The sequence below is a fragment of the Streptomyces sp. NPDC001848 genome (genome assembly GCF_042891915.1).
Taxonomy (GTDB): domain Bacteria; phylum Actinomycetota; class Actinomycetes; order Streptomycetales; family Streptomycetaceae; genus Streptomyces.
Genome location: NZ_JBIATP010000006.1, coordinates 259,214 through 284,022, shown reverse-complemented (window position 1 = coordinate 284,022; position 24,809 = coordinate 259,214). Strand labels below are relative to the sequence as shown.

21 protein-coding genes are annotated in these 24,809 nt (G+C 72.1%); 12 read left to right on the top strand and 9 right to left on the bottom strand.

The genetic code is table 11. From position 1 onward, the window contains the following. The first annotated feature begins 1 nt into the window (after window position 1). The gene (gene speB, locus ACFYZJ_RS14735; protein ID WP_388567237.1) at window positions 2-1,009 is read left to right on the top strand and encodes an agmatinase; all 1,008 of its coding nucleotides are present in this window, start codon (window positions 2-4) and stop codon (window positions 1,007-1,009) included. After that, window positions 1,006-2,691 (top strand): thiamine pyrophosphate-binding protein, encoded by a 1,686-nt coding sequence (locus ACFYZJ_RS14730; RefSeq protein WP_388567234.1) that lies wholly within the window; start codon window positions 1,006-1,008, stop codon window positions 2,689-2,691. The genes speB and ACFYZJ_RS14730 overlap by 4 nt, the downstream gene beginning before the upstream one ends. Here ACFYZJ_RS14730 and ACFYZJ_RS14725 read toward each other — a convergent pair. Next, window positions 2,684-4,939 carry an ArnT family glycosyltransferase gene (locus ACFYZJ_RS14725; protein WP_388567232.1) on the bottom strand — a complete coding sequence of 752 codons (2,256 nt, stop codon included), beginning with the start codon at window positions 4,937-4,939 and terminating at the stop codon, window positions 2,684-2,686. The two genes, ACFYZJ_RS14730 and ACFYZJ_RS14725, sit on opposite strands and share 8 nt — an antisense overlap. Before the next feature lie 254 nt (window positions 4,940-5,193). Between ACFYZJ_RS14725 and ACFYZJ_RS14720 the strand changes: the two genes are divergently transcribed. The 4 genes from ACFYZJ_RS14720 to ACFYZJ_RS14705 all read left to right on the top strand — a co-directional run bounded on the left by ACFYZJ_RS14720 (window position 5,194) and on the right by ACFYZJ_RS14705 (window position 11,641). After that, entirely contained in the window at window positions 5,194-6,132 is a 939-nt protein-coding gene (locus ACFYZJ_RS14720) for a serine hydrolase (protein WP_388567633.1), read from the top strand. 69 nt (window positions 6,133-6,201) lie between these two features. Beyond that, entirely contained in the window at window positions 6,202-7,260 is a 1,059-nt protein-coding gene (locus ACFYZJ_RS14715) for an esterase-like activity of phytase family protein (protein ID WP_388567229.1), read from the top strand. Between the two features lie 59 nt (window positions 7,261-7,319). Continuing rightward, window positions 7,320-11,108, top strand: a complete 3,789-nt coding sequence (locus ACFYZJ_RS14710) for an ABC transporter ATP-binding protein (RefSeq protein ID WP_388567227.1) — start codon at window positions 7,320-7,322, stop codon at window positions 11,106-11,108. A gap of 146 nt (window positions 11,109-11,254) precedes the next feature. Beyond that, the gene (locus tag ACFYZJ_RS14705) at window positions 11,255-11,641 is read left to right on the top strand and encodes a hypothetical protein (RefSeq protein WP_388567630.1); all 387 of its coding nucleotides are present in this window, start codon (window positions 11,255-11,257) and stop codon (window positions 11,639-11,641) included. A 13-nt stretch (window positions 11,642-11,654) separates the two neighbouring features. Here the strand turns inward: ACFYZJ_RS14705 and ACFYZJ_RS14700 are convergent, their stop codons facing one another. The 3 genes from ACFYZJ_RS14700 to ACFYZJ_RS14690 all read right to left on the bottom strand — a co-directional run bounded on the left by ACFYZJ_RS14700 (window position 11,655) and on the right by ACFYZJ_RS14690 (window position 15,445). Then, the gene (locus ACFYZJ_RS14700) at window positions 11,655-12,251 is read right to left on the bottom strand and encodes a hypothetical protein (RefSeq protein ID WP_388567225.1); all 597 of its coding nucleotides are present in this window, start codon (window positions 12,249-12,251) and stop codon (window positions 11,655-11,657) included. 115 nt (window positions 12,252-12,366) lie between these two features. Then, window positions 12,367-14,211, bottom strand: a complete 1,845-nt coding sequence (locus ACFYZJ_RS14695; RefSeq protein WP_388567223.1) for a glycoside hydrolase family 3 protein — start codon at window positions 14,209-14,211, stop codon at window positions 12,367-12,369. A gap of 316 nt (window positions 14,212-14,527) precedes the next feature. Further along, window positions 14,528-15,445, bottom strand: a complete 918-nt coding sequence (locus ACFYZJ_RS14690; protein ID WP_388567221.1) for a LysR family transcriptional regulator — start codon at window positions 15,443-15,445, stop codon at window positions 14,528-14,530. 89 nt (window positions 15,446-15,534) lie between these two features. Here ACFYZJ_RS14690 and ACFYZJ_RS14685 point away from each other — a divergent pair, with 89 nt between their 5' ends. From ACFYZJ_RS14685 to ACFYZJ_RS14675, 3 genes are all read left to right on the top strand, one after another. Beyond that, window positions 15,535-16,458, top strand: a complete 924-nt coding sequence (locus tag ACFYZJ_RS14685; protein WP_388567218.1) for an EamA family transporter — start codon at window positions 15,535-15,537, stop codon at window positions 16,456-16,458. A 4-nt stretch (window positions 16,459-16,462) separates the two neighbouring features. Further along, entirely contained in the window at window positions 16,463-17,770 is a 1,308-nt protein-coding gene (gene aroA / locus ACFYZJ_RS14680; protein WP_388567216.1) for a 3-phosphoshikimate 1-carboxyvinyltransferase, read from the top strand. Between the two features lie 322 nt (window positions 17,771-18,092). Beyond that, complete coding sequence (locus ACFYZJ_RS14675) at window positions 18,093-18,740, top strand: GNAT family N-acetyltransferase (protein ID WP_388567214.1); 648 nt, start codon at window positions 18,093-18,095, stop codon at window positions 18,738-18,740. Here the strand turns inward: ACFYZJ_RS14675 and ACFYZJ_RS14670 are convergent. From ACFYZJ_RS14670 to ACFYZJ_RS14660, 3 genes are all read right to left on the bottom strand, one after another. Next, complete coding sequence (locus tag ACFYZJ_RS14670) at window positions 18,641-18,856, bottom strand: DUF397 domain-containing protein (RefSeq protein WP_388567211.1); 216 nt, start codon at window positions 18,854-18,856, stop codon at window positions 18,641-18,643. The genes ACFYZJ_RS14675 and ACFYZJ_RS14670 overlap by 100 nt on opposite strands. After that, entirely contained in the window at window positions 18,853-19,305 is a 453-nt protein-coding gene (locus tag ACFYZJ_RS14665) for a DUF5753 domain-containing protein (RefSeq protein WP_388567627.1), read from the bottom strand. The genes ACFYZJ_RS14670 and ACFYZJ_RS14665 overlap by 4 nt, the downstream gene beginning before the upstream one ends. Before the next feature lie 128 nt (window positions 19,306-19,433). Next, window positions 19,434-19,670 carry a multiprotein-bridging factor 1 family protein gene (locus ACFYZJ_RS14660; RefSeq protein ID WP_388567209.1) on the bottom strand — a complete coding sequence of 79 codons (237 nt, stop codon included), beginning with the start codon at window positions 19,668-19,670 and terminating at the stop codon, window positions 19,434-19,436. 121 nt (window positions 19,671-19,791) lie between these two features. Here ACFYZJ_RS14660 and ACFYZJ_RS14655 point away from each other — a divergent pair, with 121 nt between their 5' ends. The 3 genes from ACFYZJ_RS14655 (at window position 19,792) to ACFYZJ_RS14645 (ending at window position 22,625) form a co-directional block, all read left to right on the top strand. Further along, a complete protein-coding gene (locus ACFYZJ_RS14655) occupies window positions 19,792-20,208 on the top strand; it encodes an ATP-binding protein (protein ID WP_388567206.1) in 417 nt (138 codons plus the stop codon). A 26-nt stretch (window positions 20,209-20,234) separates the two neighbouring features. Continuing rightward, on the top strand, window positions 20,235-20,816 hold the full coding sequence (locus ACFYZJ_RS14650) for an RBBP9/YdeN family alpha/beta hydrolase (RefSeq protein ID WP_388567203.1): 582 nt from the start codon (window positions 20,235-20,237) through the stop codon (window positions 20,814-20,816). Window positions 20,817-21,347: 531 nt separating this feature from the next. Next, complete coding sequence (locus ACFYZJ_RS14645; RefSeq protein ID WP_388567201.1) at window positions 21,348-22,625, top strand: vanadium-dependent haloperoxidase; 1,278 nt, start codon at window positions 21,348-21,350, stop codon at window positions 22,623-22,625. 77 nt (window positions 22,626-22,702) lie between these two features. Here ACFYZJ_RS14645 and ACFYZJ_RS14640 read toward each other — a convergent pair whose 3' ends face one another. Beyond that, window positions 22,703-23,503 (bottom strand): sugar phosphate isomerase/epimerase family protein, encoded by an 801-nt coding sequence (locus ACFYZJ_RS14640; RefSeq protein ID WP_388567199.1) that lies wholly within the window; start codon window positions 23,501-23,503, stop codon window positions 22,703-22,705. 151 nt (window positions 23,504-23,654) lie between these two features. Beyond that, window positions 23,655-24,695 carry a LacI family DNA-binding transcriptional regulator gene (locus ACFYZJ_RS14635; protein ID WP_388567197.1) on the bottom strand — a complete coding sequence of 347 codons (1,041 nt, stop codon included), beginning with the start codon at window positions 24,693-24,695 and terminating at the stop codon, window positions 23,655-23,657. Between the last annotated feature and the right edge of the window lie 114 nt (window positions 24,696-24,809).

The following is a 24,809-nucleotide window of genomic DNA, read 5'->3' as shown; positions in this document are numbered from 1 at the left end:
GATGAGCAGCACCGAGAACCCCGCAGCAGGCGGCAGCCGGCCCCGCGGCCCCGTCGACTCGTCCCGCATCCCGCGCTACGCGGGACCGGCGACCTTCGCCCGGCTGCCCCGCCTCGACGAGGTTGGCACCGCGGACGTCGCCGTCGTCGGCGTGCCGTTCGATTCGGGCGTCTCCTACCGCCCCGGCGCCCGCTTCGGCGGCAACGCGATCCGTGAGGCGTCCCGCCTGCTGCGCCCGTACAACCCGGCGCAGGACGCCTCCCCGTTCGCGCTCGCCCAGGTCGCGGACGGGGGCGACATCGCCGTGAACCCGTTCAACATCCACGAGGCGGTGGAGACCATCGAGGCCGCCGCCGACGAACTCCTCGGCACCGGCGCCCGCCTGATGACCCTCGGCGGCGACCACACCATCGCGCTGCCGCTGCTGCGGTCCGTCGCCAAGCAGCACGGCCCGGTCGCGCTGCTCCACTTCGACGCCCACCTCGACACCTGGGACACCTACTTCGGCGCGGAGTACACCCACGGCACCCCGTTCCGCCGTGCCGTCGAGGAGGGCATCCTCGACACCTCCGCGCTCTCCCACGTCGGCACCCGCGGCCCGCTGTACGGCAAGCAGGACCTGACCGACGACGAGAAGATGGGCTTCGGCATCGTCACCTCCGCCGACATCTACCGGCGCGGCGCCGACGAGGTCGCCGACCAGCTGCGCCAGCGCATCGGCGACCGCCCGCTGTACATCTCCATCGACATCGACTGCCTCGACCCGGCGCACGCCCCCGGCACCGGCACCCCGGAGGCGGGCGGCATGACCTCCCGGGAACTCCTCGAGATCCTCCGGGGCCTGGCGTCCTGCAACCTGGTCTCCGCGGACGTCGTCGAGGTGGCGCCCGCCTACGACCACGCGGAGATCACGTCGGTGGCCGCCTCCCACACGGCGTACGAACTGACGACGATCATGAGCCGCCAGATCGCGGCGGCCCGTACCGGTGAGGAGACCGAGAGCAAGTGACCCACGACCACGACCTGGTCCTCCGCCCCACGACAGCCCAGACGGAGGCCGCCCTCAATCCTCCCCCCGGCCGTAACGGCGGAGACCTGGTCGTGGAGACCCTGGCCGGGCTGGGCGCGACGACGGTCTTCGGCCTGCCCGGCCAGCACGCCCTCGGCATGTTCGACGCGCTGCGCCGCTCCGACCTCAGGTACGTCGGGCTCCGGGTGGAGAACAACGCGGGGTTCGCGGCGGACGCGTACGGGCGGATCACCGGTGAGGCGGCGCCGCTGCTGCTGTCCACCGGCCCCGGCGCGCTGACGTCCCTGGCCGCGCTCCAGGAGGCCGCGGCGGCATCGGCGCCCGTGCTCGCGATCAGCAGCCAGATCCCGACCCCCGGCCTGGGCGGCGGCCGCCACGGCTATCTGCACGAACTCCCCGACCAGGCGGCCTCGTTCCGGGGCGTGGTGAAGTCGGTCCACACGGTCCGTACGCAGTCGCAGATCCCGTCGGCGATCGCCGAGGCCTGGAAGTCGGCGCTGACGGTGCCGCACGGCCCGGTGTGGGTGGAGATCCCGCAGGACGTACTGCTGGCCGAGACGCGCCTGCCGGTGGTCACGGCGGTGGACGCGACCCCGGACGAGCTGCCGCCGCGTCCCGAACTCACCGCGGTGGCCGCGCGCCTGCTGTCGCGCGCCGAGCGCCCGGCGATCATCGCGGGCGGGGGAGTGGTCAGGTCGGACGCGTCCGGCAAGCTCCTGGCGCTCGCCGAGAAGCTGAACGCCCCCGTCGTCACCACCTTCGGCGGCAAGGGAGCCTTCCCCTGGGAACACCCGCTGTCCCTCCAGTCCTGGCTGGAGGACCGCCACACCACCGACTTCCTCGAGGACGCGGACGTCCTGCTGGTGGTCGGCTCGGGCCTGGGTGAACTCTCCTCGAACTACCACACGTTCGAGCCGCGCGGCCGGGTCGTCCAGATCGAGGCGGACCTCGGCAAGCTGGAGTCCAACCACCCCGCCCTCGGCATCCACGCGGACGCACGCCTGGCACTGCAGGCGCTGCTGGAGACGGTGGAGCCACGCGAGGACGCGAACGCCCCGGAGCGGGTACGGACAGTGCTGTCGAAGGTGGCCGACCGGATCGCCTCCCAGGACCTGGCCCTCGAACAGGAGGTGCTGGCGTCGGTGCGGCGCGCCCTCCCGGAGGGCTCCCCGTCCTTCTGGGACATGACGATCCTGGCGTACTGGGCCTGGTCGGCCTTCGACGCGAAGGCTCCCAACACCATGCACTCGGCGCAGGGAGCCGGCGGTCTCGGCTACGGCTTCCCGGCGGCCCTCGGCGCGGCGGCGGCGGACCCCACGCGTCCGGTGCTCGCCGTGTCGGGTGACGGCGGCGCCCTGTACTCCATCGCGGAACTGGCCACGGCGCGGCAGTACGGCCTCGACGTCACCTGGCTGATCGTCGACGACGGCGGCTACGGCATCCTGCGCGAGTACATGACGGACGCCTTCGGCCAGGCCACGGCGACGGAACTGACCCGCCCCGACTACGTCGCCCTGGCGGAGTCCTTCGGCGTCCCGGGCGTGCGTACGAGCCCGGCCACCCTGGAGGCCGACCTGGCGAAGGCCCTGGCGGAACCGGGGCCTTCGGTGGTCGTCCTGCCGGCGGTACTGCGGATGTTCGCGCCGACGCACCTCAGCTGACGTCGGACGGGTCCAGGCGGTAGAGCGTCGACTGGCTGCTCTGCGACGAGGAGTTCCTCTCCGAGGAAGAGCTCGACGTCGTGGTCCTGCTGTAGGCGCTCTCCTTCACGGCCGTGCCGTGCTTGCGCACCCAGGACGTCACCTCGGAGCTGAGGCTGTTGTTGCCGCCGCCCGGGCCGCCCCCCATGCCGCCGAGCTGGATGTAGTGGAGTTCGCCCTTCTTCACCAGCTCCTCGAGCTTGGCGACGGTCATCGCCCGGTCGGTTCCGGTGAAGCCCCACATCGAGATGACCGGCACGTTGCTGCCCAGCTCGATCTGCGCCGCGCCCTGCGAGTTGGAGACCGCGAGCAGCCACGTGGCCCCGTCCCGGTGCTTCTTCAGGTAGGCGATGAGCTCGCTGCTCGCCCCGCCCACGCCACCGGGGCCGCCACCGAAGCCCCCGCGCGTGCGGTCGTTGCCGGTCGCACCGTCCTGGGTGCCGGGCTCGCCGCCGGTGCCGTTCGGGGGCGAGCCGCCCATCTCGGTTGTGCCGCTGCCCTGTTGGCCACCGGGGAGGCCGCCGCCGGGGGCGCCGCCGGGGGCGCCGCCGCTCGGGCCGCCGCCGGCCTCGGTGTTCTGGCCCGAGCCCTGCTGTGTGCCGCCCGGCATCCCGCCGTTGCCAGGGCCGCCGTTGCCCCCGCCGAAGCCGCCGCGGTTGCCGCTCGGCCGGCCGCCGAAGCCACCACCCGTGGAGGGACCGGCGGTCGGGTTCGTACCGCCCATGCCGCCGCCGCCCGAACGGGACGGCACCGACCAGGCGTACGCCGCCGGGCCCGCGAGCGCCGCGACGACCGCCGCGGCGACGGAGGCCGCGAGGAGCCGGACGCGGTTGCCCGAGCGGAAGACGAACAGGCCGACGATCGCCGCCGCCATGACCACAGCGACGGCCGGCCACAGCCAGGTGTTCCAGCCGGAGGCCCGGCGCAGCAGCACGATCGCCCAGCCGGCCGTCACGGCCAGTCCCACCGGAAGCACCCATGCCCAGCGCTTGTCGGCACGGAACGCGCGCAGCAGCATCACGCCCCCGCCCCCGCACAGCGCCGCGATGCCGGGTGCGAGCGCGGTCGTGTAGTACGGGTGCATGGTGCCCTCGGCCATCGCGAAGGTCAGGTAGTGCAGCGCCGTCCAGCCGCCCCACAGCAGCAGCGCGGCCCTCGTCAGGTCCGTGCGCGGCGCCCGGCCGCACAGCACCAGGCCGGCACCGCACGCGATCGCCGCGAAGGGGATCAGCCAGGAGATCTGGCCGCCCAGGATGTCGTTGAACATGCGGCCGATGCCCGCCGAGCCGGAGAAGCCTCCGCCTCCGCCCCCGCCGCCCATGTTGCCCTCGCCGCCGAAGATGCGGCCGAGGCCGTTGTACCCCGTGATCAGGTTCCAGGCGGTGCCGTCCGTCGAGCCGCCGATGTACGGCCGTTCGGAAGCGGGCACCAATGACACGGCCGCCGCCCACCAGAAGCTGGAGACGGCCAGGACCACGGCCGCGACGAGCAGGTTCACGAAGCGCTTCACCAACGGCGGCCGGGCCGCGCAGAGATGGACCGCGAAGACGGCGGGCAGCGCGATGTACCCCTGCAGCATCTTGGTGTTGAACGCCAGTCCGAAGCACACGGCCGAGCCCAGCAGCGGCAGCAGCCGGCCGTTCGTCACCGCGCGCAGCGCGAGCGCCGCCGCCCCGACCATCAGCAGGACCAGCAGCGTGTCCGGGTTGTTGTCCCGGTTGATGGCGACCGTGATGGGCGTCAGCGCGAGCACCAGCGCGGCGACGGTGGCCGCCCCGTGGCCCCATACCCGCTTCACGGAGGAGTGCAGGATCCAGATGGTCGCCAGTGCGGCGACGATCATCGGCGCCATCATCTGCCAGGTGCCGAAGCCGAACACGCGGCAGGAAAGGCCCATGACCATGAGCGCGAGCGGCGGTTTGTCGACGGTGAGGAAGTTGCCCGCGTCCAACGAGCCGAAGAACCACGCCTTCCAGCTCTGGGTGCCGCTCAGCACGGCCGCGCTGTAGAAGCTGTTGAGCCCCGAGCCGGTCAGGTTCCAGGAGTACAGCACGGCGGCCGGCGCCAGGATGCCGAGCAGCGCGGGCAGCGACCAGCGCGGTGCGGTGCCGCTGTCGGGGGAGGGACCGTGGGGTGGCCCGGCGGCCGGTGAACCGGAGACCGAGGGGAGGCCGGGCAGTTCGGGGCGAGGAGGGGTGGCAGAGGTCACCGGTGCACCATGCAGAGACGCCATGGGTACGGACTGTGGTCAGCCTGGGTGTGAGCTGTGGATGGGTGAGACCTCGGTAAGCGGACGGCAAGTGAGAGGTTTCTCACCACGACGCCGCGACTGCGGGTGTGAACCGGTCTGCGAACGACTTTGTGAGCGAACTCGCCTACAACTTTGGGGCATTCCCGTGAGTCAATAGGGCACGAGCGTGCCGGGGGCACGCTTTTCTCCATGTAAGAGGATGGTTGACCTCGATGATTCACCGGATATCCGGCAATTCCCGGACATTTAAGAGAGTTCGGGTTCTCGCGGCCGGGCTCGGCGTCGGCGTGCTCGTACCGTTCGTGGCGGCCGCCGCACCCGCCGCCGCGGCCACGCCCACGGTCAGCTGCACCTCGGGCAAGGCGGGTCTGGCCGCCAAGCTGCAGAAGGACATCACCGCGGCCCTCGCCGGCCGCAAGGGCACCGTCGCGGTCGGCCTCTACGACCGCTCGACGAACACCACCTGCTCGCTGCGCGACACGTCCGCGTACGACTCGGCCAGCGTGGTGAAGGTCACCGTCCTCGCCACGCTGCTGTGGGACGCGAAGAAGCACAACCGCTATCTGACCAGCCGTGAGAACAGCCTCGCCACAGCCATGATCACCAAGTCGGACAACAGCGCCACCAGCACGCTGTGGAAGCAGCTGGGCCTGACGAAGATCAAGGGCTTCCTCGCCGCGGCCGGCATGACCCGGACCAAGCCGGGCGCGAACGGATACTGGGGCCTGACCCAGATCACCGTGCAGGACGAGCAGAAGCTGCTCAAGCTCATCACCGCGAAGAACGCCGTGCTGAGCGACAACTCCCGGGCCTACATCCTGAAGCTGATGGCGAACGTCATCTCCTCGCAGCGCTGGGGCACTCCGGCCGGCGCGCCCTCCGGCGTGGCCGTGCACGTCAAGAACGGCTGGCTGCAGCGTTCCACGCACGGCTGGCGGGTGCACAGCGTCGGCACGTTCAACGGGCGCGGCCACGACTACATGATCACCGTGCTGACCTGGGACAACAGCACGATGAACTACGGCGTCACCACCATCCAGAACGTGGCGAGGGCCATCCACAAGGACCTGGTGCCGACGACGTCCACCACGAGCACGTTCGTGCCGACGAGCACGCCGCAGGAGGCGTATCCGGCGGTCCCCGCGAGCTGACACGGCCGAACTCCCCGTGTTTCACGGGGAGTCCACCCCGTCCCACTCGTCTCGCTCTACGGTGACGGCATGCGCCTGAGAACTGTTCTCGCCACCGTCACCGCCACCCTGGCGGCGGCCACTTCCCTGGCGGCCGCCGGGCCGGCCGCCGCCGGGCCCTCCACCGCGCCCGGGCGGACCCCCGGCCACGCCTGCTCCTCCACCGTCGACCTCGAACGCTTCTCCGACGTCCTCGACAAGACGACGTACGACGGCACGTTCGTCGGCAACCTTTCCGCCCTCGCCGTCGACGGCGACCGACAACTCGTCGCGCTTTCCGACCGCTCCTCGCTCTTCACCCTCGACCGCCGGACCCTGAAGCCGACGAGCGTGGTCGGCCTCGCCGACGAGAACGGCGCGGCGCTCGACTCCGAGGGCCTGGTCGTCGACTGGGACGGCACCCGGCTCGTCACCTCCGAGACCGAGCCGTCCGTACGCCGCTACTCCCGTGCCGGGAAGATCCTCGACCGCCTCCCCGTGCCCGGCTCGCTCCTGGTCGCCCCCGCCGGCCGCGCCACCCCCAACCTGACCTTCGAGGGCCTGACCCTGCTGCCCGGCGGCCACACCCTGCTGGCGTCGATGGAGGGCTCGCTCTCCGGGGACGGCACTGGCCTCGTCCGCTTCCAGACCTGGGAGCGCGACAAGGGGCACTTCCGGCTCGCGGCCCAGTACGGCTACCGCGTCGACCCCGGTCTCGGCGTCCCCGAGGTCCAGGCGACTCCCGACGGACGGCTCCTGGTCCTGGAACGCGGCTTCACGTCCGGGTACGGCAACACGGTCCGCCTCTACCTGGCCGACCCGCGGCACGCCACGGACACGAGCGGCATCGAGAACCTGACGGGGCAGCCGGGCGTACGCCTGATCAAGAAGACCCTGCTCGCCGACCTCGTGAACTGCCCGTCACTGGGAGCGACCGCCAAGCAGCCCCAGCCGAACCCGCTCCTCGACAACATCGAGGGCATGACGATCACGGGCACCTCCCACGGCCGCCTGGACGTGCTCCTGGTCAGCGACGACAACCAGAACCCGGCCCAGACGACGCGGTTCTACGACCTGCGGGTACGGATCCGAAATGTTGCGGCGGGATGAAATCCGCTGCTGACGGCGTTGGTGCTTTCCGGTAGACCAGGTCTTGAGGAGGGCACCGCGTGGCAGCGCACCAGGACGGGACACGAGGATGGGCGCGCCGGCTCGCCGGCTACGCCTGGCGGTACCCCAAGGACGTCGTCCTCGCCCTGGGCTCCTCCCTCGCCGGCATGGGGCTCACGGCCCTGGTGCCCCTGATCACCAAGGTGATCATCGACGACGTCATCGGGAACCACAGCAGGTCCATGGCCCCCTGGGCCGGCGCCCTGATCGGCACGGCCGTCCTCGTCTACGTCCTCACCTACATCCGGCGCTACTACGGCGGCCGTCTCGCCCTCGACGTCCAGCACGACCTCCGCACGGAGATGTACGGGACGATCACCCGGCTGGACGGACGACGCCAGGACGAGCTGTCCACCGGGCAGGTCGTCGGCCGCGCCACCAGTGACCTCCAGCTGATCCAGGGCCTGCTGTTCATGCTCCCGATGACCATCGGGAACGTCCTGCTCTTCCTGGTCTCCCTGGTGGTCATGGCCTGGCTGTCGCTGCCGCTGACCCTGGTCGCGCTGGCCGTCGCGCCCGCCCTGGGCTACATCGCCAAGCGCAGCCGGTCCCGGCTGCACCCGGCCACCTGGTACGCCCAGGCCCAGGCCGCCGCCGTGGCGACCGTGGTCGACGGCGCCGTCAGCGGCGTCCGCGTGGTGAAGGGGTTCGGGCAGGAGGAACAGGAGACCGGCAAGCTCCGCGAGGTCGGGCGCCGGCTCTTCGCTGGGCGGCTGCGGACCATCCGGCTGAACTCCCGGTACACCCCGGCCCTCCAGGCGGTGCCCGCCCTCGGCCAGGTCGCCATGCTGGCGCTCGGCGGCTGGCTGGCGGTGCGCGGGCACATCACGCTCGGCACGTTCGTCGCGTTCTCCTCCTACCTCGCGCAGCTGGTCGGCCCGGTCCGCATGCTCGCCGTGGTCCTCACCGTCGGCCAGCAGGCCCGTGCGGGCGCCGAGCGGGTCCTGGAGCTCATCGACACCGAGCCGTCGCTGCAGGACGGCACCAAGGAGCTGCCCGCCGACGCCCCCGCGACCGTCGAGTTCGACGACGTCTCCTTCGCGTACGAGGACGGTCGCCCCGTCCTCGACGGGCTCTCCTTCGGGATCCGCCCCGGCGAGACCCTCGCCGTCGTCGGCTCCTCCGGCTCCGGAAAGTCCACCGTCTCGCTGCTGCTGCCGCGCTTCTACGACGTCACGCACGGCGCCGTCCTCGTCGGCGGCCACGACGTGCGCGAACTGACCCTTGAGTCCCTGCGCGCCGCGATCGGGCTGGTCCCCGAGGACTCCTTCCTCTTCTCCGACACGGTCCGCAACAACATCGCCTACGGCCGCCCCGACGCCTCGCAGGAGGAGATCGAGCGGGCCGCACGCGCGGCGCAGGCGGACCGTTTCATCGCCGAGCTGCCCAACGGCTACGACACCAAGGTCGGCGAGCACGGCCTGACCCTCTCCGGCGGCCAGCGCCAGCGCATCGCGCTCGCCCGCGCCATCCTTACCGACCCGCGGCTGCTGGTCCTCGACGACGCGACCTCGGCGGTGGACGCCCGCGTCGAACACGAGATCCACGAGGCCCTGAAGCAGGTCATGCAGGGCCGAACCGCCCACCCGTCGCCCGACCACCACCCCTCGTCGAGCGCTGACGCGCGCACCACCCTATTGATCGCCCACCGCCGCTCCACCCTCAACCTCGCCGACCGCATCGCGGTCCTCGACGGCGGCCGTCTCGCCGACATCGGCACCCACGAGGAGCTCCAGGAGCGCTCCGCCCTCTACCGCCGCCTCCTGACCGACCCCGACGAACTGGGCGGTGTCTCCCCCGGCCACGCCCAGCCGGCCACACCCCAGGAGGACACCAGCGTCCGGGACGAGCTGGACGCCGAATTCGACGCCGAGCGCGGTGTCACCCCGCGGCTGTGGACCGGCGACCGGGAGCCCAAGGACCACGCCCTCACCGGGACCCCGGCGACCCCCGAGCTGCTCGCCCAGGTCGAGAAGCTGCCCCCGGCCATCGACACCCCCGACGTCGACGAGGCACGCGCCGTCCAGCCCGAGAAGTCGTACGGCCTCACCCGGCTGCTGCGCGGCTTCGGGCTGCCCCTGCTCGTCAGCCTCGCCCTCGTCGCCGTGGACGCGGGCATGGGGCTGCTGCTGCCGATCCTGATCCGGCACGGCATCGACCAGGGTGTCTCCCGGATGGCCCTCGGAGCGGTCTGGGCGGCATCCCTGCTCGCGCTGGGCACCGTCCTGATCCAGTGGGCGGCACAGGTCGGCGAGACCCGGATGACCGGACGCACCGGCGAACGCGTCCTGTACTCCCTGCGGCTGAAGATCTTCGCCCAGCTCCAGCGGCTCGGCCTCGACTACTACGAGCGGGAGCTGACCGGCCGGATCATGACCCGGATGACGACGGACGTCGACGCCCTGTCGACGTTCCTGCAGACGGGGCTCGTGACGGCCTTCGTCTCCGTCGTCACCTTCTTCGGCATCATGGTCGCCCTGCTGGTGATCGACGTACAGCTGGCGCTCGTCGTGTTCGCCACCCTGCCCCCGCTGATCGTGGCGACCGTCTTCTTCCGCCGGGCCAGCGTGAAGGCGTACGAACTGGCCCGTGAGCGGGTGTCGGCGGTCAACGCGGACCTGCAGGAGTCGGTGTCCGGGCTGCGCATCCTGCAGGCGTTCCGGCGGGAACGGGACGGCGGGCGGCGGTTCACCGAGGGCAGCGACTCCTACCGCCGGGCACGCATCCGCGGCCAGTGGCTGATATCCGTCTACTTCCCCTTCGTGCAGCTGCTGTCGTCGGTGGCCGCCGCGTCCGTGCTGATCGTGGGCGCGCACCGGGTCGGCGCGGGGACGCTGACGACGGGCGCCCTGGTCGCGTACCTGCTGTACATCGACCTGTTCTTCGCGCCCGTGCAACAGCTCTCCCAGGTGTTCGACGGCTACCAGCAGGCCACGGTGTCGCTGGGCCGTATCCAGGAACTCCTCCAGCAGCCCACCACCACGAAGGCCGCCGAGGAGCCGCTGGAGGTGCTGTCGCTGCGCGGCGACATCGCCTTCGAGAGCGTCCACTTCGCCTACGGCGACGACGAGGAGGCGCTGACCGGCGTGGACCTGACGATCCCGGCCGGGCAGACCGTCGCGTTCGTCGGCGAGACCGGCGCGGGCAAGTCGACCCTGGTCAAGCTCGTCGCCCGGTTCTACGACCCCACGCGCGGCCGGGTGCTGGTCGACGGCACCGATCTGCGCTCGCTGGACCTGACCTCGTACCGGCACCGGCTCGGCGTGGTCCCGCAGGAGGCGTACCTGTTCCAGGGGACCGTCCGGGACGCCATCGCGTACGGGCGTCCGGACGCGACCGACGCCGAGGTGGAGGCCGCGGCCCGGGCGGTCGGCGCGCACGACATGATCGCCCGCCTCGAGGGCGGCTATCTGCACGAGGTCGCCGAGCGCGGCCGCAACCTGTCCGCCGGGCAGCGGCAGTTGATCGCGCTGGCGCGCGCGGAGCTGGTGGACCCCGACATCCTGCTGCTCGACGAGGCGACCGCCGCGCTCGACCTGGCCACCGAGGCCCAGGTCAACCAGGCCACGGACCGCCTCGTCGGCCGTCGCACAACCCTGGTCGTGGCCCACCGCCTGACGACGGCGGCGCGCGCCGACCGGGTGGTGGTGATGGACCACGGCCGCATCGCGGAGGACGGCACCCACGAGGAGCTGCTGCGCCGCGGCGGCCGGTACGCCGACCTGTGGCGGACGTTCGTGGGGGCGCCGGGACCGGAGCAGGAGGAGCCGGTCGGCTCCTCGGCCTGACACCCCGTCGGATTCAGGAAATCCTGAGGAAGTTCTTCCAAACGTTCGAAAAGGTGCGCCTGTATGCACCGCAGCGACGCAACCATCCGCCGTACGCCATGCGTCCGTACAGCAGTACGCTCATCGTCGCGGGGAGGACCACAGAGGTGGACAAGGGTGCGATACGCCGGCGCCTGGCGCTCGGCATGACCGTGCTGACGGCGTCCGGGCTGCTCGCGCTGGCGAGCCCGGGGCACGCGGAGGCGGCCGACTACTGCTCGGGACCCAAGGTTCGTACGCTCTCGTTCTCCACCGGCTCCGTGCAGGTCTACAAGCGCGACGGCTATGTCTGCGCGGTGACCCTCGCGAACCATGTCTCCGGCAGGAGGACGATGTCGGTGAGCGTGCAGGCGCGCGGCAGCCGCCCCGCGGCCGACATCGGGCAGTACACGCACCACGCCGGGCCCGTCACCGTGCACGCCGGCCACCGGTGTGTGTGGATCCGTGGCTCCGTGGGCTCGGGATCGGTCAGCTCCGGGTGGATCCTCTGCTGACCCGGACCCGCGGTCACAGCCGCCGGGCGCACCCCACCGGTCTGCTGCCGCCCAGTTGCACGTAGAGGGCCGTCGACGGCGGGCACTGCGCGCGGCGCGCGACCGCCGACGTCACCTCGTATTCGGGCGCGTGAGCGCCGCTGCCGTCGCAGGCCGTCTCCCGGACCTCGCCCTTGCCCGCGCCGTACACACAGTCCCCGACGATCGTGCGCGGGCCGCCCCCACCGCCGGGGTCGCCCGGGTGTGGCGGCTCCAGGTTCCGCATGCACGCGTATCCGCGCCGCACCATCCCGAAGGGGCTGATGTGCAGCACGAAGTCCGTGGTCGCGGGGCATGCGGGACCCTGTGCCGGGTCGCCGTCGTACCGTGCGACCACCCGGGCGGCGGCCCGTTCGCTCGTGCACGGCACTTCCGTGAAGCTCGTCGTCCCGAAGGAACTGCACTTGTCCACGGCGAGGAACTCGGCGCCGAACCCGGACGGCGCGGGCGAGGTGGCAGGCCCGCTCGGCCGGTCCTTCGCCGCTCCCGCCACCGTCTGGCACCCGGAGACCCCGCCCACCGCCAGCGCAGCGGCCAGCAGCGCACCCGGCAACACTCGTGTCCCTCGCATCGCCAACCCCCCGGTCCACCCCCGCGTCCAGCGTGGCCCGCGGCCACGGTCCACGCCAGACGTCTCGGGTGCTTTGCGACAAATAGGGGCGGGGTGCCAGGTTCCCGGCGTACGGCTAGTACGACAGCCCGTACCCGATCGGGTACAGCACTTGGGCCGGGTCGTCCGCCCGCTGCACCGGCACCGGCAGCCTCCCGCGCGGCCTGACCCGGCCCGCGATCACCCGCGCCGCGGCGCGCAGTTCGACGTCCGTCCAGGCGTACGACGCCAGGAAAGCGCCCACATCAGGGAGTTGCGCGACGTCATACGGGTTCCGGACGGCGAGAGCGATCACCGGCTTCCCGGTGGCGGCCAACTGGTGCACCAGCGTCCGCTGGGAACTGGTTGCGCTCACGTTGTACGTCGCCACGACCACCGCGTCCGCGTCCCGCGCCGCCGTCACCGCCTCGGCGACTGTCGCCGACGAGGGCGCCGTGCCGGTGGACAGCGCGGTAGCGGTGAAGCCCAGCTCGGTGAGGGCGTTCGCCAGGACGGTGGTGGGCGGCCCGTCGGTGCCGGTCGGGGACGCCGGGTCCGCACCGGCCACCAGCAGCCGGGGCCGGGTGCGGCGCGAGAGCGGCAGCAGACGCTCCTGGTTGACCAGCAGGGTGGTCGTGCGGTCCGCGATGCGGTCGGCGGTGCGCAGGTGCTCCGGGGTGCCGACGGTCCGGTCGACGCCGTCCCCGCTCACGTACGGCTGGTCCAGCAGCCCCAGCTTCGCCTTCAGCCGCAGAACGCGCAGCAGCGACTCGTCGAGCCTGGCCTCGGTCAGCTCACCGCCCCGCACCGCGTCCAGTACCGCGTTCCAGGCGAGGGCCGGGTTCGGTGGATCGAGCAGCTGGTCGACGCCCGCCTTCAGGGCGAGCACGGGCACGCGGTCGTCGCCGTACTTCTGCCGTACGCCCTCCATGCCGAGCGAGTCGGTCACCACGACCCCGTCGTAGCCCAGCTCCTGCCGCAGGATGCCGGTGACGATGGGGCGCGAGAGGGTTGCGGGGTCGCCGGAGCCGTCCAGCGCGGGCACCATGATGTGCGCGGTCATCACGGCGTCGACCCCCGCCCGGACCGCCGCTCGGAACGGCACCGCGTCCAGCCGCTCCCACAGCTCGCGGCTGTGCGTGATGACCGGGAAGCCGTAGTGGCTGTCGACGGCGGTGTCGCCGTGGCCCGGGAAGTGCTTGGCGGTCGCCGCGACACCCGAGGACTGATACCCCCTCACCTCCGCCGCGACCAGGGCCGCCACGGCATCCGGGTCGGCACCGAAGGACCGTACGCCGATGACCGGGTTGGCCGGGTTGACGTTCACGTCCGCGTCGGGGGAGTAGTCCTGGCGGATGCCGAGGGCGCGCAGCTCGGCACCGGCGATCCGGCCCAGGGTCTGCGCGTCGGCACGGGAGCCACCGGCTCCGATCGCCATCGCGCCCGGGAACAGCGTCGCGGGCCTGCCCACACGGGCGATGATCCCGTGCTCCTGGTCGGTGGCGATGAGCACGGGCAGCCCGCGCGGCTGGTCGAGCGACGCCTTCTGGATGCCGTTGGACAGTTCGGCGATCTGATGGGGACCGCGCGTGTTGTGCGCCCAGGCGAAGTAGATGATGCCGCCGACGCGGTACCGGGCGACCAGTTCGGCGGCGGTGCGAACGCCGAACTCCCTGAGGTTGGCGTCGATGTCGGCCTGGTCGGGGGCGGTCGCCGAGTGGCCGTGGATCCGCATCACGAACAGCTGGCCGACCTTCTCCTCCAGCGTCATACGGGAGATCAGGCCCTTGAGCCGCTCGTCGTCGTGGACGGAGTCCCCGGCTGCGTACCCGGCTGCGTGAGCGGCGCCCGGGGTGAGCGCGAGGGCCGCCGACACGCCCGCGGCGGCGAGGACCGTGCGTCTGGAGGGCTGTGCGGTGCTTCCCGTGCCGGATTCGTGCACGTGCGCTCCTTCCGGAGGAGAACGCTGAAGGAAACTTCCGAAGAGTCACCAATATCCGGGAAGTTTCTGCCGGTCAAGGCGCCGCACATGAGGTACCGCAGACGAGGGGCCGCCATCGGCGCTGATGGAGGGGGGCGCGCCGATGGCGGCGTGCTGCCGGCCGCGTGCGGCGGAGAGGGTGGTCAGCGATCGCAGCCAGCAGCGAGAGCCGACACCGCAGCGCGGAGACTCATCCGGCAACCTGCCCATGGGACGAAGGGGCACCGGGTCGGGTTCCCCGGAAACCGCCGGTCGCCGGAAGTCGGTGCGAGGGTGGTCAACGGGGCGTGTGCGCCGACACCGTGGGCCAGTGGTGCTGGAGGGTGCGCACGGTCTCGGCGATCGCCGGCCGCCGGGCCGCCCCGCTGCGCCACAGCGCGTACAGGTGTCGTACGGGCATGGGGTCCAGGGGTACCTCGACGACCCCCTCCGGCAGCGGGCCCCGGCCGAGCCGCGGGATCAGGGCGATACCGAGTCCGGCGGCGACCAGGGCGACCAGGGTCGGGTTCTCGTCGGCCTGGTGGACCACCTCGGGCTCGTGCCCGGCCGCGCGCAGCGTCCGCACCAGCCAGTCGTGGCAGACCCGGCCCGGCGGCTGGCAGATCCACCGCTCACCGCCCAACTCCTCGCGGCGTACGGCCGTCCGCCCGGCGAAGCGGTGGCCGGCGGGCACCAGCAGATCGCACAGGTCGTCGCCGATGACCGCCTGTTCCACCCCCTCGGGTGCGGGCAGCGGCGCGATGTCCCAGTCGTGCGCCACGGCGACGTCCACCACGCCCTTGGCGACCAGGTCGACGGACAGATGCGGGTCCACCTCGGTCAGCCGGGTGTCCAGAGCGGGGTGCCGGCGCGCGAGGTCCGTGAGCACCCCCGGCATCAGCCCCCGCGCGGCCGACGGGAACGCCGCCACCGTCAGCCGCCCGGCGGGCAGCCCCCGCCGCTCCTCCAGCTCGGTCTCGGCGCGCTCCACGATCGCCAGCAACTGCTGTGCGGCGGCGGCGAGTTGAAGCGCCTCGTCGGTGAGTCGCACGCCGCGCCCCTCCCGTTCGAGCAGCACGGTCCTGGTCTCCCGCTCCAGCTTGGCGATCTGCTGGGAGACGGCGGACGGCGTGTAACCGAGTGCGGCGGCCGCGGCGCCGACCGTGCCGTGAACGGAGACGGCGTGCAGGGCGCGCAGGCGCTGGAGGTCGAGCAAGATGCCCCCCTGAGGATTAGCGATGCTTCATCCAACCATGCAGCAATCATCGCTGGTGCTTCACGGTCATGGGGCGTGATCCTCGACGCATGCGACCCGCACACCTGTCTCTCGCCGTCCTCGTCGCCGCCGTCTGGGGCGTGAACTTCACCGTCATCGAACTGGGCCTCGGCCACTTCCCGCCCCTGCTGTTCTCGGCCCTGCGCTTCCTGGCCGCGGCCGTCCCCGCCGTCTTCCTCGTGGGCCGCCCCAAGGTGGCCTGGAAGTGGATCGTGGCGGTGGGTCTGGTGCTGGGCGTGGCGAAGTTCGGGCTGCTGTTCCTCGGCATGGCCGCGGGGATGCCCGCCGGCCTGTCCTCCCTGGTCCTGCAGATCCAGGCGGTGTTCACCGCGCTCATGGCCTTCGCGCTGCTCGGCGAACGCCCCACGCGCCTGCGGGCGTTGGGCATGGCGGTGGCCCTCGGCGGCGTGGCCCTCGCGGCCGTCGACGAGGGAACGGCCGGCCCGCTCGGCGCGTTCGCCCTGGTCATCGTGGCGGCGGCCTGCTGGGGCCTGTCCAACGTCCTCACCCGCAAGGCGTCCCCGCCGGACCCCCTGAACTTCATGGTGTGGGTCAGCACGGTGCCGGTCCTGCCCCTGCTCGGCCTGTCCCTCCTCGCGGAGGGCCCGTCCCGCGACCTCGCCGCACTGCGCGCCCTCAACTGGCAGGGCGCCGGCATCGTCCTCTACGTCGCCTGGATCACCACGGTCTTCGGCTTCGGCGCCTGGGGCTGGCTGCTGCGCCGCCATCCCGCGTCCACGGTCGCGCCGTTCTCCCTCCTGGTCCCGGTCTTCGGCATGTCGTCCGCGGCCGTGTTCCTGGGCGAACCGATCAGCCCCCTGCGCTGGGGCGCGGCGGCACTACTGGTGGGCGGGGTGGCGCTGACGTCGCTGGCTCCGGCGGGGAGCGCCCGGCCGAAGAAGGTCCGGTCGGCGGACGTGCCGGCGAGCGAACCGATCAGCGAGCCAGCGTGAGGCCATGCCCGAAGTCGAGATCCCCGGTTCCAAGTCCATCACCGCCCGCGCGCTCTTCCTGGCCGCCGCGGCCGACGGCGTCACCACGCTCGTACGGCCACTGCGGTCGGACGACACCGAGGGCTTCGCGGAGGGCCTGAGCACCCTCGGTTACAGCGTCGGCCGGACCCCGGAGGCCTGGCACGTCGACGGCCGCCCGCAAGGCCCGGCGGCCACCGAGGCGGACGTGTACTGCCGCGACGGCGCGACCACGGCCCGCTTCCTGCCCACCCTGGCCGCCACCGGACACGGCACCTACCGCTTCGACGCCTCGCCGCAGATGCGGCGGCGCCCGCTGGGCCCGCTGACCCGGGCACTGCGGGACCTGGGCGTACGGCTGCGGTACGAGGAGTCGGAAGGGCACCATCCGCTGACGGTGGAGGCGGCCGGCGTGGAGGGAGGCGAGGTGGTGCTGAACGCGGGCCAGTCCTCCCAATACCTCACGGCCCTGCTGCTCCTCGGCCCCCTCACGCGCCAGGGCCTGCGCATCACGGTGACGGACCTGGTGTCGGCGCCGTACGTCGACATCACGGTCGCGATGATGCGGGCGTTCGGAGCGCAGGTGCGCCGCGAGGGGAACGTCTTCGTGGTCCCAACGGGCGGTTACCGCGCCACGACGTACGCGATCGAACCGGACGCCTCCACCGCGAGCTACTTCCTCGCGGCGGCGGCCGTGACGGGCGGCGAGGTCACGGTGCCCGGGCTCGGGGCGGGCACGCTCCAGGGGGACCTGGGCTTCGTGGACGTGCTGCGGCGGATGGGCGCGGAGGTGGAGGTGGCCGCGGACCGCACGACGGTGCGCGGGACGGGGGAGTTGAGGGGGCTGACCGTCAACATGCGCGACATCTCCGACACGATGCCGACGCTGGCGGCGATCGCGCCGTTCGCCTCCGGCCCCGTCCGCATCGAGGACGTGGCGAACACCCGGGTGAAGGAGTGCGACCGCCTGGAGGCCTGCGCGGAGAACCCGCGGCGGCTGGGGGTGGGGGTGGCCACGGGCCCGGACTGGATCGAGATCGCGCCGGGGACGACGGCGGACATGGGGACGTCGCCGGGCGCGCACATCAAGACGTACGGCGACCACCGGATCGCGATGTCCTTCGCGGTCACGGGACTTCGGGTGCCGGGAATCTCGTTCGACGACCCCGGCTGCGTCAGGAAGACCTTCCCGGACTTCCACGAGTCGTTCGCGGAGCTGCGGGCGGGGTTGTATGCGCCGGGCGGGAGCGGCCGGCCGGCTCCGGTCGGTGGGCGGGGTGGGTGGGGGTTCTGAGTGCAACAGATTCGGCGGATCTGTTGCAGTCGGGGAGCTGACAGGGCCCGGGGCCGGGGGTCGTCCCCGACTGACGCTTTCGAAATGCGTTCGACGGCCACTGGCGCCGCTTCAACGGCCCCGGCATGCTGTCGCATCGGCGACAGGCCGAACCGATCGCCGAGGTCATCGGGCGCTCCGACGGTCTCATGGAGCGGACCCGGGCGTCGGTGTCCCGAATCTCGTTCGACGACCTCGGGTTCGTACGGCAGACTCTTCAGGCTTTGTCGGGGCGTTCGCGGAACCACGTGCGGGGTTGCCGCACCGAGGGGGCTGGAGAGCGTTGGCGTTCAAGTTGGAGGGACCGCTCCTGGAAGGCGCGTTGGTGCGCCTGGAGCCGCTGGAGCACCGGCATGCGGCCGACCTGGCGGTGGCGGCGGAGGAGGACCGGGACACGTACGCATTCACCTGGGTGCCCAGGGCGGACCAGGCCGGGGCGTACATCGACGCCCAGCTCGGCCGTGCGGCGGCGGGACGGCTCGCCCCGTACGCACAGATCTCCCTCGCCACGGGGCGGGCGGTCGGCACCACGGCGTTCTGGGACCCGCGCTCCTGGCGCACGGACGACCGGCTCGACGCCATCGAGGTCGGCTTCACCTGGCTCGCCCGCTCCGCCCAGGGCACGGGCGTCAACGCCGAGTCCAAACTCCTGCTGTTCCGCCACGCGTTCGAGAAATGGGGTGTGGCCCGCGTCGACCTGAAGACCGACGCCCGCAACGACCGCTCCCGCGCGGCGATCCAGAGCGTCGGCGCCCGCTTCGAGGGCGTCCTGCGCAACTGGTCCCGCTCCTGGGCACCGGGCGAGGAGGGCCGACTCCGGGACTCCGCGATCTACTCGATCACGGCGGAGGAGTGGCCCGAGTGCCGGTCGCTGCTTGAGGCCAGGGTGGCGAGGAAGTCGGCCCAGGCGGCGGGGGAGACGGTGAGGTAAGGGCGGTCCGGGGTCTTGGAGTCGCGGATGTGTATCGCCGTGGTGGCGGCGACTTCCACGCATTCGCCGCCGCCGGAGTCGCTGTAGGTGCTCTTGCACCACTTCAGCTCAGTCATAGCTCACCCGCCAACTGCGTGATCGCGTCTACGGATTCCTCCGGCCGGAGGGCCTGCCGACTGATCATCGCATAGCGGCGCGCGAGGATACCCACTTCGTCAGGCTTGGATACCAGCAGGCTCTTGCCCAGAGCTTCCGTGTACACCAGCGAGGTCTGTTCCGGCGTCTCTACGACCGTCATGGGACCGCGAAGTCCTGCGTGGGCGCCGAGCCGAGAAGGCATGACCTGAATAACCACGTTGGGGCGCTCTGCGCACGCGACGAGATGCTTGTACTGATCGTGCATCGCTTCTGCCGTGCCGATCTGCCGCCTGAGAGCCTCCTCTTCGAGGATCACGTTGATCACGCACACCGGCTTCCGGTCGAGCAGCGCCCTGCGTTCCAGCCGGGCCTGCGTCAGTTGCTCGATCTCTTCGTCGTCGAGGGGCGGGAAGTCGGACTGGAGCAGCGCCCGCGCGTACGCCTCCGTCTGCAGTAGCCGTGCACCAACTGAGTGCTGTATGACGACACGCTCAGCGCCTCCTGCTCCAGTTGCACGAAGCCCTGGAAGTACTCCGGATACCGCTCCAGCCGCACCTACTTCGCCGCCGCCGCAACCAGCCCCCCGGCATCCAACGCCTTCTCCGCCGCCGCGATGAACTCGTCCGTCGCCGGTTTCGCGCCGGTCTCCACCGCGCTCACCGCCGCCCCCGAGTACGCCATCAGGTTGCCCAGGTCGTTCTGCGACAACCCGGCCTGCACCCGCAGCGTCCGCAGCACCTCCGCGAAGTACTGCGCGGCGGGCGACGCCGAGTTCTTCTTGAGCTGCCCCATCGCAGCCACCCCCCTCTACACGGCTCCACACGACTCAACGCGCGCACCGCACCGGTTGCCGTGCGCGACCGTCGACGCTCCTCCCCTGGTGGTGGCGGCTTCCATGGCCGACAGTATCTACATGAGCACAGAAAGTGATGACGTATCTCCACAACTCCGCACCTGGAGGCTGAGGTTCGCGCCGACCCCGCGCAACGTCGTCGAGGCCCGCCGCGGCGCCCGCTGCGTGCTGCGCTCCTGGGCGGTGTCGGCCGATGCGCGGGACGTGGTCGAACTCGTCGTCTCCGAGCTGGCGACGAACGCGATCCGCCACGGCCGCGTCCCCGGGCGCCACTTCGAGGTGGCGATGACGTACGACGGCGAGAAGACCGTGGACGTGGAGGTGTCCGACGCCTCCCCGCGCCGACCGGTCCTGTCGGCCCCGGACCCGGAGGCCGCCTCGGGCCGCGGCCTGCTGCTGGTGGCCGCGCTGGCGGAGACGTGGGAGGTCAGGGAACGATGCGTGGGGAAGACGGTGTGGGCCCGCGTCGTCGTCTGACCGACGCGCGTTCATACCATCGACCCATGAGCGCCTACCTCCTCCTCCACGGCTGGCAGAACCACCGCCCGAAGGACCACTGGCAGCACTGGCTGGCCGACCGGCTCACCGAACTCGGCCACCACGTCACCTATCCGCAGTTGCCCGACCCCGACGACCCGGATCTGGACGTGTGGCTCGCAGAGCTGGCCCGCCACCTCGACGACCTGCCCGACGGGGCCGAACGCGTCGTCGTCGCCCACAGCCTGTCCAGCGTGCTGTGGCTGCACGCGGTCGCGCGCGGGGTGAAGGGCCTGGAGGTGGACCGCGTGCTGCTCGTGGCCCCGCCGTCCGCCTCCGTCCTCGCCCGGTACCCGGAGGTCGCCGCCTTCGTACCGCCGCAGCTCGACGGTCTGACACCGCCCGCGCCCACCCTTCTCGTCGCTGGCGACGACGACCCGTACTGCCCGGAGGGCGCGAAGACGGTCTTCGGGGATCCCCTCGGCATCCCGGCCGAGATCATCCCCGGCGCCGCCCACCTCGACCTGGACGCCGGCTACGGCTCCTGGCCCGCCGTACTGGAGTGGTGCCTGGACGGGTCCGTACGGTTCACGGCGCGTCCGGCGTAGTCCGGTCGCGCGGTTCCGGGGTGCCCGCGCCACCCACACCACCGTGAGCAGGCAGAACTGGCCGCGGAGGAGAGGGCTCCACACGGGGGGAGGCGAACGGGGCCACGAGAACCGGCGACGGGGAGCACGGTGTCTGTGAAGCCGGCAGGGACCGGTTCCCGCGGACGGCTCGCCCGGGCGTATCGACCACCCGAGTGGCCGCGTACGGATTGCGGCGTCGATCGGGTGTCAGCAGGCTGTAGCTGGCCAGCGACCTGCTGACCCGAAGAGGAGATCAGGTTGGACCGCGTGCGCTCGGTCCGCCCGCCGGAAGATTCGTCCGGGTGACGCCTGCCCGTCCTGGGCCGATACGCCGGTCGTCCGGTCGCGGCCCTCCGGTGACCCCGCCCGTCCTTCTTCGCAGCATGCGCTGCGGGCCGCCCGACCGATCCGTCCTGTCCGCTGCCCCTGTGGCCCGCGGTGGACCACGGGGCCGACGTGTGTGACCCCCGGTTGCCGCAGCCCGCCACCAGCGACAAGGAGCCACACCACATGGGTGGAATACAGAAGACACTCGCCGTGCTGACCGGGACCGCGCTGGCAGCCGGACTCACCAGCCCTGCCTTCGGATCCACCGCCACTCACGCGCAGCCCCTGCGCACCGCCGCCGCAGCTTCCGGGATGCCGGTCGTCGAGTGGAACCGCGAGCTCATCACCATCCTGAGCGATCCGAAGGCTCAACCGTCCACCGTCCACCCCACGCGCAGCTTCGCGATCCTCCAGGCCGCCGAGTACGACGCGGTGGTCTCGATCACCCGGACCGGCCCCGCCTACGTGTCCTCGGTGTCGGCTCCGCGAGGCGCCCGTGCGGATGCCGCAGCGGACCAGGCGGCCCACGATGTGCTGGTCGCCCTCTATCCGGCCAAGCGCGCAGGCCTGGACCAGCGGCTGAAAAGCCGGCTGTCCGCCATCCCCGACGGCGCCGGCAAGCAGGCAGGCACGCGCGTGGGAGCCGAGGTCGCCCGCCGGCTGATCAGCCTGCGGTCCCATGACGGGTCCTCGGTCAAGCCCCCACCGTTCAGGCCCGGCAGCAAAGCCGGTGACTACCGGTCCACACCTCCCGATTTCCCCGCACCGGTGTTCACCAACTGGGGCTCGGTCAAGCCGTTCGTGCTGGCCACCGGAAGCCAGTTCCGCCCGCCGGCACCCCCGGCCGTGAGCAGCGCCGCGTACGCCACCGCCTTGAACGAGGTCAAGGCTCTGGGGAGCAAGACGAGTCGCACCCGCACCCCCGACCAGACCGCGGCCGCGAAGTTCTGGGCGGCGGCGCCGGTCTGGAACGTCTGGAACCAGATCGCGCAGAACCTCGTCACCGCCCAGAACGCGAGCCTGGAGAAGGCGGTGAAGGTCTTCGCCCGGCTCGACCTGGCCCTCGCCGACACCGCGATCGCCATGTACGACGCGAAGTACGCCTACCGTGTCTGGCGGCCCGTGACCGCCATCCGGCTCGGCGGCACGCACTACAACCCGCGCATCACCGGCGATCCCGCCTGGACCCCCCTGCTGCCGACCGCCCCGGATCCGTCCTACCCCGGTGCTCACGGTGCGCTCAGCCAGGCAGCGGCGACGACGCTCGCCGGACTCTACGGTGCGCACCACCCTCTCGCGGTGACGTCGAAGGGCGTCACCCGCACCTTCCCCGGCTTCCAGGACGCCGCCACCGAAGCGTGGCTCAGCCGGATCTGGTCGGGCCAGCACACCTCCCTCGACAACAGCGCGGGCCGACAACTCGGCACGCAGGTGGCCGACTTCGTGGCACGCCGCCTCTGACCGGCCGCATCCGCGCGCAGCCGGCGCGCCGCACGGCGAGTGAGCCGAGGGCGGTTCCCCCCGCCGCCCTCGGCGCCTTACGCCGACTCGTTGAGCAGCCGCCCCAGGTGCTCCCGCCCCGCCCCCAGCAGCTCCGGCAGCGGTGTCACCGACTCGTACCAGCGCTTCTCGTACTCCCAGCACAGCCAGCCGTCCCAGCCGTGGCGGGAGAGGACCTCCACGCACTCGGCGAGCGGGAGGACACCGGAGCCGAGCGGCAGCGGGGTCGTGTCGTCGGCGGACGCGATGTCCTTGACCTGGACGTAACCGAGGTACGGGGACAGTGCCGCGTACGTCTCCTGCGGCTGCTCGCCGCCCAGCCAGGTGTGCATCACGTCCCACAGCGCGCCCACCTGACGGTGGCCGACCGCGCCGAGGACGCGTAGGACGTCCGCGCCGGTGCGGTGCGAGTCGTGCGTCTCCAGCAGGATGCGCACACCGGCGTCGGCGGCGTACTCCGCGGCGGTGCCCAGGCGCCGGGCGGCCGTCGCGTCGGCTTCCTCCGTGCTCTGTTCGGTGCCGCCGCCGGGGAAGACGCGGATGTAGGGGGCGCCCAGGTCGCGGGCCAGGTCGAGGAGTTCGCGGATCTCGGCCAGGACGGGCGCGTCGTCACCGGGCGCGGCGACACGCGTGTACCCCGCGAGTCCCAGGATCTCGACCCCGGCCGCCTTGAACGCGGCGGCCGCGTCGGCCCGTTCGGCGGCGCCGATGCCCGGGTGCACGGGCTCGTCCGGATGCGCGCGCAGTTCGACACCGTGGTAGCCGTGCGTGGCCGCGAGGTGCACCACGTCGGGTATGGGCAGGCCGGGGACACCGAGGGTGGAGAACGCGAGCTTCATGCAAACGGACCCTACTCGGCACGTGGGGGCGGCGCCCGTCGGCGACACTCGGGCGCGCCGGGCCGATGTCCCTGCCGAGCCAGAAGGGCGCCGGGGGCCGGCTTCCACGAACAGCGCACGGGACGGGCCGACCGCCGGCCCCAGCCGGGGCCTACCCCCGCGGCGCCCCCGTGGACCCCCGCACCATCAACTCCCCCCGCACCGCCGCGATCCCGCCGGGCGGTGGCTCCTCGCGCCCCATCGCGATACGGCCCGCGCGTGCTCCCGCCTCCGAGAGCGGGAGGCGGACCGTCGTCAGGGCCGGTACCGCGTCGATCGCGAACGGGAGGTCGTCGAAGCCCGCCACCGAGACGTCGTCGGGGATGCATAGCCCGGAGTCCCGCAGGGCCGCGCAGGCGCCCAGCGCCACCGTGTCATTCGCGGCCACGATCGCGGTGAGGGACGGGTCCCTGCGCAGCAGTTCGAGTGTCGCCTCGTAACCGGCCCGGCGGTCGTAGCGGCCGTGCACCGTCAGCTTCGGGTCGTCCTCGATCCCGGCGGCGGCCAGTGCCGCCCGGTGGCCCTCCAGGCGGTGCCGCGTCGTCGTGCGTTCCTCCGGGCCCGCGATGTAGCCGAGTCGCCGGTGCCCGAGCCCGATCAGGTGCTCGGTGAGCTGCCGGCCGCCGCCGCGGTTGTCGAAGGTGAGTGCGATCGCCTCGGGCGCCGGCGGCCGGCCGCACAGCACGACCTTCGTCCCCGCCGCCGCGAGCTTGCGCAGCTTCGCGCCCACGGCCTCCACATGCGCGCTGACCTCCATCGCGCCACCGGTGAGCACCACGGCCGCCGCCCGCTGCCGCTGCAGCAGCGTCAGATACGTCAGCTCGCGCTCCGGGGAGCCGCCCGTGTTGCAGACCACGGCGAGCCGTTCGCCGCCGGCCCGCCCGCCCGGGCCCCCGATCTCCGACTGGATCGCGCTCGCCATGATCCCGAAGAAGGGGTCGGCGATGTCGTTGACCAGGATGCCGACCAGGTCGGAGGTGGCCGCCGCCAGCGCGCTGGCCGGGCCGTTCAGGACGTAGTCCAGCTCGTCCACCGCGCGCAGCACCCGCTCCCGGGTGGACGCCGCCACGGGATAGTTCCCGTTCAGCACGCGCGACACGGTGGCGGGCGACACCTGTGCGCGCGCCGCCACGTCCGCCAGGGTCACCGTCATCGTCGTCGTCCTCCGGTCGCGTGTTCTCGTCGTCGTACCCGTCGTGCTCGGCGGCGTCCGTCGTGTCCGTCCACGGACATCCACCGACTTCCGCCGAGATCCATCTACAGCTCT

Coding starts and splice junctions, on each gene's coding strand:
- ACFYZJ_RS14645 (WP_388567201.1), top strand. CDS start 21,348: ATGGGTGGAATACAGAAGACACTCGCCGTGCTGACCGGGACCGCGCTG.
- ACFYZJ_RS14715 (WP_388567229.1), top strand. CDS start 6,202: ATGCGCCTGAGAACTGTTCTCGCCACCGTCACCGCCACCCTGGCGGCG.
- ACFYZJ_RS14650 (WP_388567203.1), top strand. CDS start 20,235: ATGAGCGCCTACCTCCTCCTCCACGGCTGGCAGAACCACCGCCCGAAG.
- ACFYZJ_RS14635 (WP_388567197.1), bottom strand. CDS start 24,695: ATGACGGTGACCCTGGCGGACGTGGCGGCGCGCGCACAGGTGTCGCCC.
- ACFYZJ_RS14720 (WP_388567633.1), top strand. CDS start 5,194: ATGATTCACCGGATATCCGGCAATTCCCGGACATTTAAGAGAGTTCGG.
- ACFYZJ_RS14685 (WP_388567218.1), top strand. CDS start 15,535: ATGCGACCCGCACACCTGTCTCTCGCCGTCCTCGTCGCCGCCGTCTGG.
- ACFYZJ_RS14655 (WP_388567206.1), top strand. CDS start 19,792: ATGAGCACAGAAAGTGATGACGTATCTCCACAACTCCGCACCTGGAGG.
- ACFYZJ_RS14700 (WP_388567225.1), bottom strand. CDS start 12,251: ATGCGAGGGACACGAGTGTTGCCGGGTGCGCTGCTGGCCGCTGCGCTG.
- speB (WP_388567237.1), top strand. CDS start 2: ATGAGCAGCACCGAGAACCCCGCAGCAGGCGGCAGCCGGCCCCGCGGC.
- ACFYZJ_RS14660 (WP_388567209.1), bottom strand. CDS start 19,670: ATGGGGCAGCTCAAGAAGAACTCGGCGTCGCCCGCCGCGCAGTACTTC.
- ACFYZJ_RS14640 (WP_388567199.1), bottom strand. CDS start 23,503: ATGAAGCTCGCGTTCTCCACCCTCGGTGTCCCCGGCCTGCCCATACCC.
- ACFYZJ_RS14670 (WP_388567211.1), bottom strand. CDS start 18,856: ATGACTGAGCTGAAGTGGTGCAAGAGCACCTACAGCGACTCCGGCGGC.
- aroA (WP_388567216.1), top strand. CDS start 16,463: ATGCCCGAAGTCGAGATCCCCGGTTCCAAGTCCATCACCGCCCGCGCG.